A 17,278-nucleotide genomic window follows, 5' to 3' on the forward strand; every position below is an offset into this window, starting at 1 on the left:
GCGGTTGGAGTGTCTGCTGCAACGCCGGGCGGTGCGCAATGCGCCGCGGGGCGGGGGCAGGGTTCACCCAAGAAAACCGGTTGCCACGCTACAGGCATGGCGGGCGTAAGTCCGACATGACCCACGACTGCGGGGGCGGTACTCAGACTGCCACCGTGGGTTGGCACTCAATGCTGGGAACAAAGCCCGGTTTTTGCGGAAAAATCACGCACTTATGTTACTGCAAAGCGCAATGATTAGCCAGTTTTTATGCGCCAGGACGGCGTGATAGTTGCTGGTGAACGACTGCGCCGCGCCCTCGCCCTGGGCGGGGCCACGCCGCCTCGCCCGCGCAGAGGACGTGGCGCGCGCCCCGGGTGGCAGCGCTAACGCGCCGGGATGCGCGCCTGGTAGTCGGCTTCCCAGCGCAACAGCGCCGACCAGAACGGGCCGGGCGCGCGGCCGGCCAGACGCGCCGCCAGCACTCCCAGGTGCGTGTGCCAGCCGCCGGCCACGTCGATCATGTCGGCGCGCGAGGCCAGCTTGCGATGGGTCAGCACCAGCCGCGTGTCGTTCCCCTCCGGCGACAGTTCGAATGTGACCTCGGATGGTTCGCCCTGCGAGCCGCCCCAGGTGAACGCCAGCAGCCGCGGCGGCTCGCAGCGGGTGATGACGCCATGGGTGGTGACGCCGTTCTCGTAAGGCCGGTACGGTTCGGGCGTGGGTTCGGCCACCGAGGAAAGATCGGCGTGCACGAAGCGCAGCGTGACGCCTCCGCCCTCGCGCAGTTCCATGTCGCCGCCCGCCAGCCACTGGCCCCGCTTGTCGGATTCGGTCAGGAAGGCCCACACCCGTTCCACGCTGCCGGGCAGGATGCGGGTGAAACAAAGGGACGTGGGGCTGGTGACGACAGCGTGATCACTCATGTTGCTCTCCTGGGGGGCGGGCCGGGGGCGCATGGGCGGCCAGCGCGGCAGCAAGCGCGTCCAGGCGGCCCGACCAGAAATGTTCATAGAATCGCAGCCATTGCATGGCATCGGCCATCGGGGCCGGATTGAGGCTGCACACGTGGCTGCGGCCCTTGACGGTGCGCCGCAGCAGGCCGGCCCGTTCCAGCGCCTGCACGTGCTTGGAGGCGCCAGCGAAACTCATGCGCAGGGGCGCGGCCAGTTCGCCGATGGTCTGGTCTGCGCCAGCCAGGCGGTGCAGCATCTCGCGGCGCGTGGGGTCGGCCAGCGCGCGAAACACGGCATCGAGGGACGGGGAAGGCAAAGATTCAACCATGGGGTTGAATATAGGCCCTTCGCCCGTCTTTATTCAACCGCATGGTTGAATTTTTATGTAACCGCGCTAGGCGGCCGCCTCAGGTGACCGCGTGCGGCAAGGCGTTTCCGGCGTCCGGGTAACCCTCGCGGTAGCGCGGCAGGCCGTCGGTGATGTCGAACCAGGGGGCCTTGTTCGCCACGTGGCAGTGCGCGCCGGGTTTGACGCCGGGGTCGTCGTCCAGGGCGCCCAGGGGCAGGCCGTAGATGTCGGGCGTCTGGTCGAAGCGGCTGAGCAGCGGCGTGCCGCAGGCTTCGCAGAAGCCGCGGTAGTTGCCCGGCGACGAGCAGTACCAGGTGACGTGGTTTTCCCCCTTGATCCAGGCGAAGTCCGTGGCCTGCACGGTGGCGCGGCTGCGGAACGCGGCGCCGTGCGACTTGCGGCACATGGCGCAATGGCAATTGAGGGCGTCGGTAAGCGGGCCGCTGACCTGATAGGCAACGCGGCCGCAAAGGCAGGAACCGTTGAGCATGATGACCGCCTGTTGGAAAGAGGGGATGGTTCGAATATACCCGCGGCCCGCGACGGTGGCGCGGCCGTATGTGACGGATGTTTTTCAGTCGGTTGCCATGCCCCTATTTTCCGCCAACGGATTCGATTGCCGGGTCATCGCGCTGTCATGCCGCCAAAACAGAATGCGCGAATGAACCATTCCTGGGGGATTGACCGATGACCTACGCCATCGAAGTACAGGGGCTGAGCAAGTCCTTCCATCCCGGCGCGCTGGCGCTGGACAACGTCGACCTGCGCGTGGCCGACGGCGAGATGGTGGCGCTGCTGGGGGCCTCGGGCTCGGGCAAGTCGACCTTGCTGCGCCACCTGGCCGGCTTCGTGGCCGGCGATGCCGGGCACGGCAGCGTCAGCGTCAATGGCCACCTGATCCAGCGCCACGGCCGCCTGTCGCGCAATGTGCGCGCGGCCCGCGCCGGCATCGGTTTCGTGTTCCAGCAATTCAACCTGGTGGGCCGCCTGCCGGTGATCACCAACGTGCTGACCGGCCTGCTGCCGCGGGTGCCGCTGTGGCGCAGCCTGGCGCGCGTGTTCCTGCGGGCCGAAGTGCGCCAGGGGCTCGACGCGCTTGCCCAGGTTGGTATAGACGACTACGCATTTCAGCGCGCCTCGACGCTGTCCGGCGGCCAGCAGCAGCGCGCCGCGATCGCCCGCACGCTGGTGCAGAACGCCCGCGTGATCCTGGCCGACGAGCCGATCGCCTCGCTCGATCCGGAATCGTCGCGCCGCGTGATGGACACGCTGGCGCAGATCAACCGCAGCCGCAAGGTGGCCGTGGTGGTGTCGCTGCACCAGGTCGAGGTGGCCCTGCGTTACTGCCCGCGGGTGGTGGCGCTGCGCCATGGCAAGGTGGTCTACGACGGCCCTTCGGCCGACCTGACGCCGGCCATGCTGCGCGATCTGTACGGCTCGGAATTGAGCGAATTGTTGCCCGAATACGCGCAGCCGGTCCTGCCCATGCCGGGCCTGGCGCCGCTTGCCCGCCAGGCCTGCGCGGCCTGACGACACCTGTTTCCTACCCGGAGCTTTCCATGCTACGCAGAACCTTTCTCGCCCTGATCGCCGCCGCTGCCCTGTCCACGCACGCCCAGGCGCAAGACGCCAAGCCGCTGAACTTCGGCATCATCTCGACGGAGTCGTCGACCAACCTGAAGTCGGTCTGGCAGCCCGTCATCGACGACCTGAGCCGCGCCATCGGCGTGCCGGTCAAGCCGTTCTTCGCCTCCGACTACGCCGGCATCATCGAAGGCATGCGCTTCAACAAGGTGCAACTGGCCTGGTATGGCAACAAGTCGGCCATCGAGGCGGTGGATCGCGCCGGCGGCGAAGTGTTCGCCTCGGTGATCGACAAGGACGGCAACCCGGGCTACTGGTCGCTGCTGATCGTCAACAAGGACAGCGATCTGAAGACCCTGGACGACGTGCTCAAGCGCCGCGGCCAATTGACCTATGGCGCCGGTGATCCCAACTCGACCTCGGGCACCGCCGTGCCGGGCTATTACCTGTGGGCCGCCAACAAGATCGAGCCGAAGACCTTCTTCAAGGCCGTGCGCGTCAGCAACCACGAGACCAACCTGCTGTCGGTGATCAACAAGCAGGTCGACGTCGCCGTCAACAACACCGAGGCGCTGGAACGCTATCGCCTGAGCACAGGCAAGGACGCCAATGACAGCGTGCGCATCCTGTGGAAGTCGCCGCTGATTCCGGCCGATCCGCTGGTCATGCGCAGCGACCTGCCGGCCGACCTGAAGGCCAGGATCCGCGACTTCTTCGTCAACTACGGCAAGGGCAAGGACGCCGCGCGCGAACTGGCCAACCTGAAGGCGCTGACCTACCAGGGCTTCCGCGCCTCGGACAACCAGCAGTTGGTGCCGATCCGCCAGATCGAGCTGGCGCGCGAGAAGGCCAAGATCGAAGCCGATGCCACCATTGGCCAGGCCGAGAAGCAGAAGCAGTTGGCCGAGCTGGACGCCAGGCTGGCCAGCCTGGGCCAGCCTGGCGCCAAGCAGTAACGGTGCCGCGCCGGCGCCTGCCCGCCGGGCGCCGGCGCGTGTTCATCCGATTTTTCCACTCCGGAATTCCCATGTCCCTGGCCGTGCCTTCTTCCCGTTCTCCCGCCGCGCCGCGCTCGTCGCTGCCGGTTCTGCTCGTATGGGCCTTCGTGCTGGCGCTGCTGGTGATGTCCTGGCGCGGCGCCGACATGCGGCCGCTGGATCTGCTGCGGGACTCGGGCAACATGGCCCGCTTCGCCGCCGACTTCTTTCCGCCCAATTTCCGCGACTGGCGCATGTACCTGGACGAGATGATCGTGACGGTGCAGATCGCGGTCTGGGGTACGTTCCTGGCGATCGTGGTGGCGGTGCCGCTGGGGCTGCTGTGCTCGTCGAACATGGTGCCGGCCTGGGTCTACCAGCCAATGCGGCGCCTGATGGACGCTTGCCGCGCCATCAATGAAATGGTGTTTGCCATGCTGTTCATCGTGGCGGTGGGCCTGGGGCCCTTCGCCGGCGTGCTGGCGCTGTGGGTGCACACCACCGGCGTGCTGGCCAAGCTGTTCTCCGAGGCGGTCGAAGCGATCGACCCGCGCCCGGTGGAAGGCGTGCGCGCCACCGGCGCCAATGCGCTCGAGGAGATCGTCTATGGCGTGATCCCGCAGGTGCTGCCGCTGTGGATTTCGTATTCGCTGTACCGCTTCGAGTCGAACGTGCGCTCGGCCTCGGTGGTCGGCATCGTCGGCGCCGGCGGCATCGGCACGGTGTTGTGGGAGATCATCCGCAGCTTCCGTTATGCGGAAACCTGCGCGGTGATGATCATCATCGTCGGCTTCGTGGTCGTGATCGATATGGCGTCGGCCCGCATTCGCCGCGCCTTGATCTGAGCGCGGGGCGCGGCGTGCCGCGCCCCTTTGTTCCGGCTCAACCCGCCGGCGTCGGCGCCAGGAAGGCCGGCAGGGCCAGCAGGCCGGCCAGCCGGGCGGCGGCCAGGTCGGCCGGCGCCAGCGCCGCGCGCGGCATCAGGAAGTTGACGGTGCCCAGGCAGGCGCCGTCGAACACCACCGGCACGTTGATTACCGAGCGCAGGCCGAGTGCCTGGATGGCGGCGTGATCGTCGAAGAACTCGCGGATCGCCTCGCCCCCCTCGCCGACAAAGACCTTGCGTTCGAGCAGCACGTGGCGGCCCCAGGCGGTGCCGCGCTTGTCTTTGCTGCCGCCCGGGGGATAGGCGGCCGGATTCGAGCTGTACAGCCGCACCACCCGCATGCGTTCGGCGTCATGGCGGTTGATGGTGCACAGCGTGTGCCCCAGGGTGGCGTGGGCGTGCGCGTCGAGCGCGGCGAAGGCGGCCGGCGCCGAGGCCTCGGCATAGGCTTGCGCGAGGCGCTCGACGGCGGCGGTGTCGGATGGGGCGGTCATTCGGCGGTGATTCCCAGTTCCTTGATCAGCTTGCCGTACTTGTCGGCATCGCGCGCCAGGACTTGGCCGAATTGCGCCGGCGTGGTGTCCAGCAGCAGCACGCCCATGTCGCCCATCTTCTTGATGACTTCCGGGCGCTTGAGAATCTTGTTGATCTCCTGGTTCAGGCGCGCCGTCAGTTCGGGCGGCATGCCGGCCGGGCCGAAGGCGCCGTACCAGACCGCCAGCTCGTAGCCGGGCAGCGTCTCGGCCACGGTCGGCACGTCCGGCAGCAGCGGCGAGCGCTTTTCCTCGGTGACGGCCAGCAGCTTGAGTTTGCCGCTTTGCACGTGCGGCAGCGTCTGTGTGCCGGCGCTGAACAGCACCTGGGTGCGGCCGGCCACCGTGTCCAGCACCGCCGGCGCGCCGCCGCGGTAGGGGATGTGCATCATCTTCACGCCCGCGGCCTTCTCGAACAGCGCGGCGCTCAGGTGGTTGGTCGATCCCTGGCCGGCCGAGGCATAGGCGACCTTGTCGGGGTTGGCCTTGACGTAGTCGATGAACTCCTTGACGTTGTTGGCCGGCACCGACGGATGCACCACCAGCGTGTTGGTGACCAGCGCCAGTTCGGCGATGGGCGTGAAGTCCTTGACGCCGTCGAACGGCATGCTGCTGTACAGCGCCTGGTTCATGGTGTGGGTACTCATCGAGCCGACCAGCAGCGTGTAGCCGTCCGGCTTGGCGCGCGCCACGAAGGTGCTGCCGATGTTGCCCGAGGCGCCCGAGCGGTTTTCGACGATGACGGGTTGGCCCAGCGATTGCGTCAGGCCTTCGGACAGCACGCGCGCGAGGATGTCGGTGGAGCCGCCGGCCGCCCACGGCACGATCAGGGTAATGGGCTTTTCGGGCCAGGCGGCGTGGGCCAGCGCCGGCGCGGCGCAGGCCAGGGTCAGGGCGCAGGCGCGCAATAGTCGTCGGATGGTCTTCATGGTGTTTACCCCTTGCGAGAAGGCCGGTCTGGTCGCCGGCTGGATGGAAAATCGGTTCATCGGCCGACCGCGTAGCCCTGCATGCCGCGCGGGTTGGCGGCGGCGCGCAGCAGCAGGCCGCCGCCGGCCGCGGGTTCGCGGGTGCAGGCGCTGATGCGGCCTTCCGACCAGTCGGGCCCGACGCGCAGGTCGTGGCCTGCCGCGCGCAGCGCCTGCCGCGTGGCTTCGGGCAGGCGGCCCTCGACGGTCAGGCGGTTCAGCGTCAGCGCGCGCGGCCAGAACGAGCCCGGGAAATGGTCGATGTGCCAGGACGGCGCATCGATCGCTTCCTGCAGGTTCAGTCCCATGGCGTGGCGCAGGAAGAAGGCCACGGTCCACTGGTCCTGCTGGTCGCCGCCCGGCGTGCCGAAGGCCATGTAGGGCAGGCCGTCGCGCAGCACCAGGCCGGGCGACAGCGTGGTGCAGGGCCGCTTGCCGGGTTGCAGTTGGCCGGGCACGCCCTCGTCCAGCCAGGTCATCTGCAGCCGCGTGGTCAACGGGAAGCCCAGCGCCGGCACCACCGGGCTGGACGACAGCCAGCCGCCGGACGGCGTGGCCGCGACCATGTTGCCGTGGCGGTCGATGACGTCGATCTGGCAGGTGTCGCCGACGAAGATCTCGCGCTGGGCCCATTCGGCCACCGGTGGCAGCGCGGCGAAGGTCGGCTCGCCCACGCCGAAGCGGGTGTCGGATGCGGCCAGCGTGCGCGCGGCGGCCTCCAGGTCGGGCAGGCGCGGCGCGCGGCCCGCGGGGGCGCCGGGTTGCAGTGTGGTGGCGGCGCGCGGGCCGATAGCGGCGGCGCGCGCGCGGGCATAGTCGTCGCTCAGCAGCGCGGCCAACGGCACGTCGACGAACTCCGGGTCGCCGTACCAGGCGGCGCGGTCGGCGAACGCCAGCTTGGCGGCTTCGGCCACGCGGTGCACGAACTGCGGCGAAGCCGGGTCCAGTGCGTCCATCTCCAGGTGGCGTAGCAGCGCCAATTGTTGCAGGTGCACCGGGCCTTGCGACCACACGCCGCACTTGGCCACGGTGTAGCGCCCGTATTGCAGTGTGACGGGATCGTCATAGCGGGCGCGCCAGTCTGCCAGGTCGGCCTTGCGCAGCAGGCCGCGATTGCGCTGGCCGGTGGTGTCGCGCACCGCCTCGTGGGTGTAGTAGTGGTCGATTTCGTCGGCGACGAAGCCGCGATACCAGATGGCCAGCGCGGCATCGATGCGGCCCGCGCGGTCGGTCGCGGCCGCGTGCGCCTCGTCCAGGATGCGGGTGTAGGTGGCGGCGATGGCCGGCGTGCGCAGCAGCGCGCCAGGGGCGGGCACCTTGCCGTCGGGCAGCCAGACGGCGGCCGAACTGGTCCATTCGTCGCGGAACAGGGCCTGCACCGCCAGGATGGCCTGCGAAATACGCGGCACCAGCGGAAAGCCGTTGCGGGCATAGTCGATGGCCGGGCGCAGCACGTCGGCCAGCTCCCAGGTGCCGTAGTCGCGCAGCAGGGTCAGCCAGGCGCCGAAGGCGCCCGGCACGGTCGCGGGCAGCAGGCCGATGCCGGGTACCAGGTCCACGCCCAGCCCGCGGAACCAGGCTGGCGTCGCCAGCGCCGGCGCCGGCCCTTGCCCGCACAGCGCGCGCATGCGGCCTTCCTGCTCGCTCCACAACAGGATCGGCACTTCGCCGCCGGGGCCGTTCAGATGCGGCTCGACGATCTGCAGCGTGAAACCGCCGGCCACGGCCGCGTCGACGGCGTTGCCGCCGCGTTCGAGCACGCCCATGGCGACCTGCGAGGCCAGCCAGTGGGTGGAGGAGGCGACGCCGAAGGTGCCGCGGATTTCCGGACGGGTGGTGAATTGGGACATGGGGGGTCGGCGAGGATGGCTTGGGTCGCAGTATAGGAGCCGGAAATAACTCGAGTGACCATTATTGGCATAATTGAATAACCAATCATTTATAGGATCAGGCAGTGACCTGGGATGCCGCCCGCCTCGCCAACCGCCTGCGCCCACGCCATCTGGCGCTGCTGCAGAACATCGCCCGCCATGGCACGTTGACGCGCGTGGCGGCGGCCACTGGCATCAGCCAGCCGGCCGCCACCAAGGCGCTGGCCGAACTCGAGGCCATCTTCGGCGCGCCGTTGTTCCTGCGCACCGGACGCGGCTTGCAGCCCACGCCGCTGGGCGAACTGGCGCTGGTGCGCGCGCGCCGCATGCAGAGCGATCTGGAACTGTGGGCGCGCGAGGTCGAGGCGCTGCACGACGGCCGCGCCGCCCATCTGCACGTGGGCGTGGTGCCTTATGTATCGAGCGCGCTGCTGACGGCCGCCATTGGCCGCCTGCACCAGCGCCACGGTGTCACCCTGACGCTGCACCGGGCCACCACCGATCACCTGGTGCCGATGCTGCGGCGGCACGAGCTCGATTGCATCATCAGCCGCGCCACCTCGACGCTGGCGCAGGACGACCTGACGCATTGCGTGCTGTACCGGCAGCGGCCGCGCGTCATCGCGCACAGCCGCCTGGCGCAGCGCCTGGCGCGGCGGCCACCGGACTGGGCGGCGCTGGCGCGGATGGACTGGGTGTTGCCGGCGGTCAACACGCCGACCCGGCAGCTGATCGTCGAACATTTCATCCGCGCCGGCTTGCGCTCGCCGTCGCCAGTGCTGGAAGCCTATTCGACCGATGTCATCGAGGGCATGCTGAGCGCCAACCCCGCGCTGGTGTCGGTGGTGCCCGAGGACATCGCGCGCGAACTGTGCCAGCGCGGCAAGCTGGGCATGGTGCCGTGGGATTTCGGTTGGGAACTGCCGCCCATCAACCTGATCCGGCGCCGGCGCGAACAGGCGCTGGCCGCCGAAGCGCGTTTTTCCGACATTCTGCTGGAACTGTGCGCGGATCCGGACCCCGGCGCGCGGCCGCGCGACTGAAGCGGTCGCGGCGGGCGCGGGGCGGGGTCACGGCGCCAGCCGCGCGCGGGCGATGTCGAGCAGAGCGGCGGCGGCGGCTTGCGGCGCGCCGTTGTTGCCCACGCGCAGCAGGCGGCAGCCCGCGGGCACCGGGAAATCCTGCGTGGCGCGGCGCAGGCGCTCGGCGATCTGCGCCGGGTTCTCGCGGCCGCGCGCGGCCAACCGGCGCGCCAGCACGCCGGGTTCGACGGTGATTTCCACGGCGGTCAGCATTGGATAGCGCCGGTGCGCTTCGCCCAGGTGGGCGCGCGAGCCGTTGATGATGACCGCCGCGCCGCCCTCCAGCCAGGTATCGACCTCGATGCCGATGCCGTAGTGCAGGCCATGGCTGGCCCAGCGCAGCGCGAAGCAGCCTAGCGCGGCGCGGCGCGCGAACTCGTCGACGCTCAGGCGCAACGCATCCTCGGTGGCGCCGCTGTCGCGCGTGATGTAGCGGTGTGCCACCAGCACCGGCTCGCCTGCGCGCAGGCCGCTGCGCAGCAGGCGCAGCAAGGTGTCTTTGCCACTGCCCGAGGCGCCCATCAGGTAGACCAGGCGCGCGCCGTTGGCGGGAGCGGTGGGGGTCATGCGGTCGCGGGGCCTTGCAGGTAGGCGGCGCCGGCCGCGTCCGTCAGGCCGCCGTCGAAGTGGTAGTGGCGCGCCGCGATGAAGTCGGCCCCCGCTTGCGGCTGCACGTAGACGCTGACGCCGGGCACCGCCATCGGCCGGCCGCGCAACGGATCGGCGAAGGCGGCGATGCCCGCCCGGGCCCGTTCCAGCGTCTGGCCATCGAGCTTGCCGGTCAGCGTGATGTGGAAGGTGAAAGTGTCGAACACGTACGGATAGCCCCAGCGCGCCAGCATGGCCTGCTGTTCGGGCGACAGCGCGTGCGCCTGGCGCCGCGCCAGTTCGTCGGCGCCGGGCGCGGCGCGCAGGTCGTCCAGCCCGCGCACGGCGGCGGCGGCCAGGGCGTTGATGCGGGCGCGGCCTTCGCCGTCGGCCGGCGCGATGCGCCAGGCCAGGAAGCCGCGCAGCGGCTCGCATTCGAGCTCAATGGCGAAGGCGCTGTCGCTGGCGGCGAGGCGGCGCGCGGCGGCATCGACATCCTGCGGCGTGGCGCCGGGGCGCAGCCGGAACGGCGGCTTCAGCGTGGCGTGCAGGCCGTAGTGGCGCGGTGCCTCCGTCCAGGCCCGCGCGGCCTCGGGCTGGCCGGGCAGTGGCGGCAGGGCGGCGCCGGTGTCGGCGCAACGGCCCAGCCAGCGGCTGCCGAGTTCACGCCAGGGGCCGGTGGGGGCGAGATACAGCGCGTAGCGGTGGGCCGACGGCATGATCAGGCCGCCATGCGCTGGGGGCGGTCGTCGCCGAAGGCGCGGGTGGCATAGCGCAGCTCGCCGCCGACGATGGCGGCGCAGACCCGCGGCAGGCCCGGCACCTGATCGTCGACCACGATGGCGTCGGCGATCAGGCCGGGCGCCAGCATGCCGCGATCCTGCAGGCCGGCGGCGCGCGCCGGATTCAGCGATACCAGGTTCCAGGCCTGTTCCAGCGGCAGCACGCCGTCGTTGGCCAGGCGCAGCACCGCCGCCAGCGGCGCGGGGTAGTAGTAGTCGGAGGTCAGGATGTCGCACAGGCCGGCGCGGATCATTTCAGTGGCGCTGGGGGCGTTGGTGTGGCTGCCGCCGCGCACCACGTTGGGGGCGCCGAACACCACGGCATTGCCCAGGTCGCGGGCGACGCTGGCGGCCTCGCGCGTCAACGGGAATTCCGCCACGCCGCAGCCCAGTTGGTGGTAGTAGCGGCGGGTGGCGGCGTCGGGGTCGTCGTGCGAGGCGACCCGCAATCCGGCCGCCTGCGCGCTGGCGGTCAGCTCGCGCATGGCATCGGCCACCGCATCGGCCGCGCCCATCGCTCGGCGGATGCGTTCCTGGAAGGTGTCCAGGTCGCATTCGGCGCGGTCGGCGTATTGCAGCAGCTTGCGGTCGTCGCCCAGGCGGCGCGCCATGCTGGGCAGGTGGTCATTGAGCGCCACGAAGCGCACGCGGCCCTCGCGGATCCATTGCCGGGCGGTCGCGACGCCGCCGATGTGGTGGGTCTCGAAGCGCAGGTGCACGTAGTGGCGCGCGCCCATGATGGGCTGCATGCGTTCAAGGGCGGTGAACATGCGCTCGGCATAGGCCTCGCCGCGCAGGCCGCCTTCCCACGACAGCGTGACGCCGTGGAATTCGGTGGTGATGCCGTTGGCCAGCAACTGGCGGTCGACGTCGAACAGCGCGCCGTCGTAGGGAAAGGTGACGCTGGGCCGGGGCATGATGGCGCGCTCGAAGGCGTCGCCATGCAGGTCGACGATGCCGGGCAGCACCAGCAGGTTGCCGGCGTCGAACCAGGCCGCGCCGCGCGCGGGCGCGCCGCCGGCGTCGTCGATCAATCCGCCATGGAATCGCAGGCTGGCGGGCGCGATGCCGCGCGGGGTCAGGATACGTTGGCCTGTGACACCGGCCAGGGGCGAGGGGGCGTGTGCGGGGTTCATGCGGAAGAAGTTAGCGGGGTTGCATTACAACCAGATGTCTAGATGAGTAAAACGCGGCGCGGCGCGCCAGGCCGCCTGGCGGCGGCCTCGACCGGACTCAACCGTCGTCAGCCACCATGAGCTGTACCAGGTCGCCGACGAAGCGGGTGATGCTGTATTGCAGCGGCGCGCCGGCCTGGTCGACGTTGAGCGCTTCCACCTGCAGGATCGGGCGGGTCTTGGGCTGGCCCAGGATGCGCGCCACTTCCGGCGACGGCAACGTGGCGGTGATGCGCGACCATTTGCGGGTGTAGTCGCCGATGCCATAGTGGGCGTAGACCTTGGACACCGAGCGCAGGGCGTTCATGCGCTCGATGAAGTCGGGGAAGCGCTTGTCGTCGAAGTAGTGCTCCGAAGCGCTGATGGGGCGGTTCTCGGCCTTGCCGACCATCTGCACCCGCAGCAGCGGCGCGTTGCGCGCCAGGCCCAGGTGCTTGGCGATGTCGGCGGCGCGCAGCGTTTGGCTGCCCAGGGCTTCGAGGTGGCCGAGCATGCCCTGGCTGCGCAGGTTCTCGGAAAAGCGCGTGCGCTTGCCGATGGCGTAGTCGATGGCGTGTTCCTGCACGAAAGTGCCTCGGCCCTGCTCGATGCGTACCAGCCCGCTCTGCTCCAGTTCGCCCATGGCGCGCCGGATGGTATGGCGGTTGACGGAGAACTTGGCGGCCAGCTCCGGTTCCGAGGGCAATTGTTCGCCCGCCATGTACAGCTTGTTGCGGATGTCGTCCGCGAGGGACTCGCCAATCTGTCGCCACACGGCGATACCGGAACCTCTTTCGACCATGGGATGTGCTCGTGCTGTCATGTCAGCTTCATCAAGAATGGCTGTGATTGTGCACCATGCGGCGGGCGCCGGATAGGCGAGGCGTCCCCGCCGCAACTGTCATCAAAGATTCACGCCAGGCTGTTGAACTTCGGCCTGAACGCGATCATACTCCATCCGGTCGTCTAGACGTTTAGAGGAAAAAATGGATCATCCACAGACCGCGCCGGCTTCGGACCCGGCGCAACGGGCCGCCTGGATGCGAGTGCTGGCACTGGCCGATCCGGCCCTGCTGGAGGGGGCGTTCGGCTCCCTGGGCGGCCTGCCGCCGCACCGGCTGCTGCGCCCGGCGCAGACCGGCATGGCCATGGTGCGGGCCCGCGGCGGCGGCACTGGCGCCCGCTTCAACCTGGGCGAAATGACGGTGACACGTTGCGCCGTCAGCCTGGATAGCGGCGTGGTCGGCATCGCCTACGTGCAGGGCCGTTCGCTGCGCCATGCCGAACAGGCGGCGCTGGCCGACGCGCTGCTGCAACTGCCCGACTGGCACGACACGGTGCAGGCGCAGCTGATCCGGCCGCTGGCGCGCGAACGCGCCGAGCGCGTCGAGCGCCAGGCGCGCGTGGCCGCGCAGACCAAGGTCGAATTCTTCACGATGGTGCGAGGCGAGGACTGACATGCATCGACAACTTCCTGGCGCCGCAGCCGCCAGCCGCCGACTGCTGCCGGGCTTCGCGGATCCGGTGAACGATGCGCAGGCCACCTTCCGCACTGCGCTCGACGCCATGGCGCATCCGGGGCGCGTGTACGAAGTGGCTGCCCACAGCGGCGTGCCGGCCGGACTGTCGCCGGCGCAGACGGCGCTGCTGCTGACGCTGGTGGATGGGGACACGCCGTTGTGGCTGCCGCCTGGCCTGGATGGAGGCGTGCTGGATTTCCTGCGCTTCCATTGCGCCTGCCCGGTGGTGCCGTCGGTCTCGCTGGCGCGTTTCGCCGCGGTGCCGGCCGGTCGCGTGGCGCCGTCGCTGGCGTCCTGCCACCCGGGTGATCCGGCCTATCCGGATCTGTCCGCCACGCTGCTGATCGAGGTCGCGTCGCTGGACGCCGGGCCCGAGGTCTGCCTGGCCGGCCCGGGCATCCAGCGCCGCCAGGCGCTGCGCGCCGCCGGCTTGCCGGACGGCTTCTGGCGCGACTGGCGCCTGAACCATCAACGTTTTCCGCTGGGCGTCGACGTGTTCCTGACGCACGGGCGGCAACTGTGCGCGCTGCCCCGCAGCACGCGCCTGGAGCGCTGACATGTATGTAGCCGTCAAAGGGGGCGAACGCGCCATCCTCAATTCCTACCGCATGCTGGACGACTACCGGCGCGGCGACCGGGGCCTGCCCGAACTGAGCCTGGATCAGATCCGCGAACAGATGCCGCTGGCGGTGTCGCGGGTGATGGCCGAAGGCTCGCTCTACGATCCGCAACTGGCGGCGCTGGCGCTCAAGCAGGCGGCCGGCGATGTGATCGAAGCGGTGTTCCTGCTGCGCGCCTATCGCACCACCCTGTCGCGCTATGGCTACACCCAGCCGATCGATACCGGCGCCATGCGCCTGCAACGCCGCATCTCGTCGACCTTCAAGGACGTGCCGGGCGGCCAGATCCTGGGGCCGACTTACGACTACACCCAGCGCTTGCTGGACTTCTCGCTGCAAGCCGAGCGCGAGGCCGACGCCCTGCCGGCCAGCGGCGAGCCGCTGGACAGCGCCATGCCGCGCGTCACCGACCTGCTGGCGCACGACGACCTGATCGACGCCGAGCCGGTGCCCGAGGGCGATCCCGAGCCGTTCGACCTGACGCGCCAGCCGCTGGATTTTCCCGCCTCGCGCGCCGCTCGCCTGCAGAACCTGGCGCGCGCCGACGAAGGCTTCCTGCTGTCGATGGGCTATTCCACCCAGCGCGGCTACGGCAATACGCACCCGTTCGCCGCCGAGATCCGCTACGGCTTTCTGGAGGTCGAGATGCATATCGAGGAACTGGGCTTCGCCGTCACCGTGGGCGAGATCGAGATCACCGAATGCCAGATGGTGAGCCAGTTCGTCGGCACCGCCGAGGACGGCCCCAAGTTCACGCGAGGCTATGGCCTGACCTTCGGCTACGGCGAGCGCAAGGCCATGTCGATGGCGCTGGTGGACCGCGCCCTGAAGGCGCGGGAGCTGGGCGAACGCGCCGACGCGCCGGCCAACGATCACGAGTTCGTGCTGTACCACAGCGACAACGTCGAGGCCTCCGGTTTCGTGCAGCACCTGAAGCTGCCTCATTACGTGGACTTCCAGGCCAACCTGGAACTGCTGCGCCGCCTGCGCGCCGAGCGCGCCGCGCCGGCTCCCGAGAACACCCGCCCGTTGGATGAGGCCGTTGCGCCATGAACACTTGCCACACTCCCGCCGCGGTCGAACGCGACGCCCACTACAACTTCGCTTACCTCGACGAATCCACCAAGCGCATGCTGCGCCGCGCGCTGCTCAAGGCGGTGGCGATTCCCGGCTACCAGGTGCCGTTCGGCAGCCGCGAAATGCCGCTGCCCTATGGCTGGGGCACGGGTGGCATCCAGGTCACGGCGGCCATCATCGGGCCGGACGACGTGCTCAAGGTGATCGACCAGGGCTCGGACGACACCACCAACGCCATCAGCATCCGCCGCTTTTTCGGCCGCGTGACCGGCGTGGCCACCACCGAATCGACGCGCGAGGCCAGCATCGTGCAGACGCGCCACCGCATTCCGGAAACGCCGTTGCGCGCGGGCCAGATCATGGTGTTCCAGGTGCCGATCCCCGAGCCGCTGCGCTGGCTTGAACCGAGCGAGACCGAGACCCGCACCATGCACGCGCTGGCCGAATACGGCGGCATGCACGTCAAGCTGTACGAGGACATCGCCCAGCATGGCCACATTGCCACCACCTACGACTACCCCGTGATCGTCAACGACCGCTACATGATGCGGCCGTCGCCCATCCCCAAGTTCGACAACCCCAAGCTCGACAACAGCCCGGCGCTGATGTTGTTCGGCGCCGGCCGCGAAAAGCGCGTCTACGCGGTGCCGCCGTACACGCGGGTCAAGAGCCTGGATTTCGAGGATCACCCCTTCACCGTCGAGAAATGGTCGGAATGCTGCGACCTGTGCGGCTCGCGCGACAGCTTTCTCGACGAGATCATCCTGGACGACGCCGGCGCCCGCCGCTTCGTCTGCTCCGATACCGAATACTGCAACGACCGCCAGGCCGCGCAAGCCGCAAAGGAAGCCGCCGCATGAACGCCCAACCCTTGCTTTCCGTGCGCGGCATGACGCGCACCTGGGACGGCGTGCACGGTTGCCGCAACGTCAGTTTCGACCTGTTCCCCGGCGAAGTGCTGTGCGTGGTGGGCGAATCCGGATCCGGCAAGAGCACGCTGCTGTCGGCCGTGTCGTACCAGACCCGGCCCGACGCCGGCAGCGTCTGGTACGACACCCGCGACCAGGGCTTCACCGATCTGGCGACGCTGCCGGGCGCGCGCCTGCGGCTGCTGGCGCGCACCGACTGGGGCTTCGTGCGCCAGAATGCTCGCGACGGCCTGCGCATGCAGGTCAGCGCCGGCGCCAACATCGCCGAGCGTCTGATGGCGGTGGGCGAGCGCCACTACGGCGAGTTGCGCCAGGCCGCCGGCAACTGGCTGCGCAAGATGGAGATCGACGCCGGCCGCCTGGACGACGCGCCGGCCGCGTTCTCGGGCGGCATGCAGCAGCGCCTGCAGATCGCCCGCAACCTGGTGACCCATCCGCGCCTGGTGTTCATGGACGAGCCGACCGCGTCGCTGGACGTGTCGGTGCAGGCCCGCCTGCTGGACCTGCTGCGCCAGCTGGTGAGCGACCTGGGCCTGGCCGCGATCGTCGTCACCCACGACCTGGCGGTGGCGCGCCTGCTGGCGCACCGCACGCTGGTGATGCGCGGCGGCGAGGTGGTGGAAAGCGGCCTGACCGACCAGATCCTCGACGACCCGCAGCATCCCTACACCCAGTTGCTGGTGTCTTCCATTTTGCAGAGCTGACCATGACTGTTGCGACTCCCATGATCGAGGTGCGGGGCCTCGGCAAGACGTTCACCCTGCACAACCAGGGCGGCATGCGCCTGCCGGTGCTGCAGGCGGTGGACTTCGACGCCGCCGCCGGCGACTGCCTGGTGCTGGCCGGCCCGTCGGGCACCGGCAAGAGCACGCTGCTGCGCTGTCTCTATGGCAACTACCTGGCTACCGAAGGCAGCGTGCGCGTGCGCGCCGGCGATGACTGGGTCGAGCTGGTCGGCGCGCCCGAGCAGCGCATCCTGGCGCTGCGGCGCGAGGTCATCGGCTACGTCAGCCAGTTCCTGCGGGTGATTCCGCGCGTGTCGGCGCTGGACGTGGTGGCCGAGCCGCTGCGCACGGCCGGCGCCGAGGCTGACGCGGCGCGCGAGCGCGCTGCCGCCATGCTGCGGCGCCTGAACGTGCCGCAGCGGCTGTGGGGGCTGGCGCCCGCCACCTTCTCCGGGGGCGAGCAGCAGCGCGTCAACATCGCCCGCGGCTTCATCGCGCGGCATCCCATTTTGCTGCTGGACGAGCCGACCGCGTCGCTGGATCCGGACAACCGCGCCGTGGTGGTGGATTTGATCCGCGAAGCGCGCGCCGCCGGCCGCTGCCTGCTGGGCATCTTCCACGATGCCGAGGTGCGCGACGCGGTGGCATCCCGCATCCTGGCCCTGCGTCCCGCGCCGGCCGCCGTCGAACGGGAGTGA

General features: G+C 69.6%; 20 protein-coding genes. 10 read left to right on the forward strand and 10 right to left on the reverse strand.

The features are described from left to right. Positions 1-365: 365 nt before the first annotated feature. From ACN6O8_RS22940 to ACN6O8_RS22950, 3 genes are all read right to left on the reverse strand, one after another. Positions 366-905: an SRPBCC family protein gene (locus tag ACN6O8_RS22940; protein ID WP_427993285.1), complete on the reverse strand. Its 540-nt coding sequence runs from the start codon at positions 903-905 to the stop codon at positions 366-368. After that, positions 898-1,263, reverse strand: coding sequence for an ArsR/SmtB family transcription factor (locus ACN6O8_RS22945; RefSeq protein ID WP_427993286.1), 366 nt, complete (start codon positions 1,261-1,263; stop codon positions 898-900). Before ACN6O8_RS22945 ends, ACN6O8_RS22940 begins: the two co-directional genes overlap by 8 nt. A gap of 79 nt (positions 1,264-1,342) precedes the next feature. Beyond that, a complete protein-coding gene (locus ACN6O8_RS22950; RefSeq protein ID WP_427993287.1) occupies positions 1,343-1,774 on the reverse strand; it encodes a GFA family protein in 432 nt (143 codons plus the stop codon). A gap of 197 nt (positions 1,775-1,971) precedes the next feature. Here ACN6O8_RS22950 and phnC point away from each other — a divergent pair, with 197 nt between their 5' ends. From phnC to phnE, 3 genes are all read left to right on the forward strand, one after another. Continuing rightward, a complete protein-coding gene (gene phnC, locus ACN6O8_RS22955; RefSeq protein ID WP_427993288.1) occupies positions 1,972-2,814 on the forward strand; it encodes a phosphonate ABC transporter ATP-binding protein in 843 nt (280 codons plus the stop codon). Between the two features lie 29 nt (positions 2,815-2,843). Then, positions 2,844-3,824, forward strand: coding sequence for a phosphonate ABC transporter substrate-binding protein (phnD, locus tag ACN6O8_RS22960; RefSeq protein WP_427993289.1), 981 nt, complete (start codon positions 2,844-2,846; stop codon positions 3,822-3,824). Positions 3,825-3,895: 71 nt separating this feature from the next. Continuing rightward, the gene (gene phnE / locus ACN6O8_RS22965) at positions 3,896-4,690 is read left to right on the forward strand and encodes a phosphonate ABC transporter, permease protein PhnE (RefSeq protein ID WP_427993290.1); all 795 of its coding nucleotides are present in this window, start codon (positions 3,896-3,898) and stop codon (positions 4,688-4,690) included. Between the two features lie 37 nt (positions 4,691-4,727). Here the strand turns inward: phnE and ACN6O8_RS22970 are convergent, their stop codons facing one another. From ACN6O8_RS22970 to ACN6O8_RS22980, 3 genes are read right to left on the reverse strand one after another with little or no spacing between them, the layout of a single operon-like run. Further along, on the reverse strand, positions 4,728-5,225 hold the full coding sequence (locus tag ACN6O8_RS22970; RefSeq protein ID WP_427993291.1) for a GAF domain-containing protein: 498 nt from the start codon (positions 5,223-5,225) through the stop codon (positions 4,728-4,730). Further along, a complete protein-coding gene (locus ACN6O8_RS22975; RefSeq protein ID WP_427993292.1) occupies positions 5,222-6,193 on the reverse strand; it encodes a Bug family tripartite tricarboxylate transporter substrate binding protein in 972 nt (323 codons plus the stop codon). Before ACN6O8_RS22975 ends, ACN6O8_RS22970 begins: the two co-directional genes overlap by 4 nt. A 56-nt stretch (positions 6,194-6,249) precedes the next feature. Further along, on the reverse strand, positions 6,250-8,082 hold the full coding sequence (locus ACN6O8_RS22980; RefSeq protein ID WP_427993293.1) for a gamma-glutamyltransferase family protein: 1,833 nt from the start codon (positions 8,080-8,082) through the stop codon (positions 6,250-6,252). A gap of 104 nt (positions 8,083-8,186) precedes the next feature. On the opposite strand from ACN6O8_RS22980, the gene ACN6O8_RS22985 reads away from it, so the two are divergent. Beyond that, positions 8,187-9,146, forward strand: coding sequence for a LysR family transcriptional regulator (locus ACN6O8_RS22985; RefSeq protein WP_427993294.1), 960 nt, complete (start codon positions 8,187-8,189; stop codon positions 9,144-9,146). 27 nt (positions 9,147-9,173) lie between these two features. On the opposite strand, the gene phnN is transcribed toward ACN6O8_RS22985, so the two are convergent. From phnN to phnF, 4 genes are all read right to left on the reverse strand, one after another. Further along, positions 9,174-9,752 carry a phosphonate metabolism protein/1,5-bisphosphokinase (PRPP-forming) PhnN gene (gene phnN / locus ACN6O8_RS22990; protein ID WP_427993295.1) on the reverse strand — a complete coding sequence of 193 codons (579 nt, stop codon included), beginning with the start codon at positions 9,750-9,752 and terminating at the stop codon, positions 9,174-9,176. Then, the gene (locus tag ACN6O8_RS22995) at positions 9,749-10,492 is read right to left on the reverse strand and encodes a DUF1045 domain-containing protein (RefSeq protein WP_427993296.1); all 744 of its coding nucleotides are present in this window, start codon (positions 10,490-10,492) and stop codon (positions 9,749-9,751) included. The genes phnN and ACN6O8_RS22995 overlap by 4 nt, the downstream gene beginning before the upstream one ends. A gap of 2 nt (positions 10,493-10,494) precedes the next feature. Continuing rightward, positions 10,495-11,691: an alpha-D-ribose 1-methylphosphonate 5-triphosphate diphosphatase gene (locus ACN6O8_RS23000; protein WP_427993297.1), complete on the reverse strand. Its 1,197-nt coding sequence runs from the start codon at positions 11,689-11,691 to the stop codon at positions 10,495-10,497. A gap of 97 nt (positions 11,692-11,788) precedes the next feature. After that, entirely contained in the window at positions 11,789-12,511 is a 723-nt protein-coding gene (phnF, locus tag ACN6O8_RS23005; RefSeq protein WP_427993399.1) for a phosphonate metabolism transcriptional regulator PhnF, read from the reverse strand. Positions 12,512-12,695: 184 nt separating this feature from the next. Here phnF and phnG point away from each other — a divergent pair, with 184 nt between their 5' ends. From phnG to phnL, 6 genes are read left to right on the forward strand one after another with little or no spacing between them, the layout of a single operon-like run. Further along, complete coding sequence (gene phnG / locus ACN6O8_RS23010) at positions 12,696-13,166, forward strand: phosphonate C-P lyase system protein PhnG (protein ID WP_427993298.1); 471 nt, start codon at positions 12,696-12,698, stop codon at positions 13,164-13,166. Between the two features lies 1 nt (position 13,167). Then, positions 13,168-13,785: a phosphonate C-P lyase system protein PhnH gene (phnH, locus tag ACN6O8_RS23015; protein ID WP_427993299.1), complete on the forward strand. Its 618-nt coding sequence runs from the start codon at positions 13,168-13,170 to the stop codon at positions 13,783-13,785. A 1-nt stretch (position 13,786) separates the two neighbouring features. After that, positions 13,787-14,902, forward strand: a complete 1,116-nt coding sequence (locus ACN6O8_RS23020; protein WP_427993300.1) for a carbon-phosphorus lyase complex subunit PhnI — start codon at positions 13,787-13,789, stop codon at positions 14,900-14,902. Next, a complete protein-coding gene (locus ACN6O8_RS23025) occupies positions 14,899-15,786 on the forward strand; it encodes an alpha-D-ribose 1-methylphosphonate 5-phosphate C-P-lyase PhnJ (RefSeq protein ID WP_427993301.1) in 888 nt (295 codons plus the stop codon). The genes ACN6O8_RS23020 and ACN6O8_RS23025 overlap by 4 nt, the downstream gene beginning before the upstream one ends. Then, on the forward strand, positions 15,783-16,559 hold the full coding sequence (phnK, locus tag ACN6O8_RS23030; protein WP_427993302.1) for a phosphonate C-P lyase system protein PhnK: 777 nt from the start codon (positions 15,783-15,785) through the stop codon (positions 16,557-16,559). Before ACN6O8_RS23025 ends, phnK begins: the two co-directional genes overlap by 4 nt. A gap of 2 nt (positions 16,560-16,561) precedes the next feature. After that, positions 16,562-17,278: a phosphonate C-P lyase system protein PhnL gene (gene phnL, locus ACN6O8_RS23035; protein WP_427993303.1), complete on the forward strand. Its 717-nt coding sequence runs from the start codon at positions 16,562-16,564 to the stop codon at positions 17,276-17,278.

Source organism: Achromobacter sp., assembly GCF_050285565.1.
GTDB lineage: Bacteria > Pseudomonadota > Gammaproteobacteria > Burkholderiales > Burkholderiaceae_B > Achromobacter.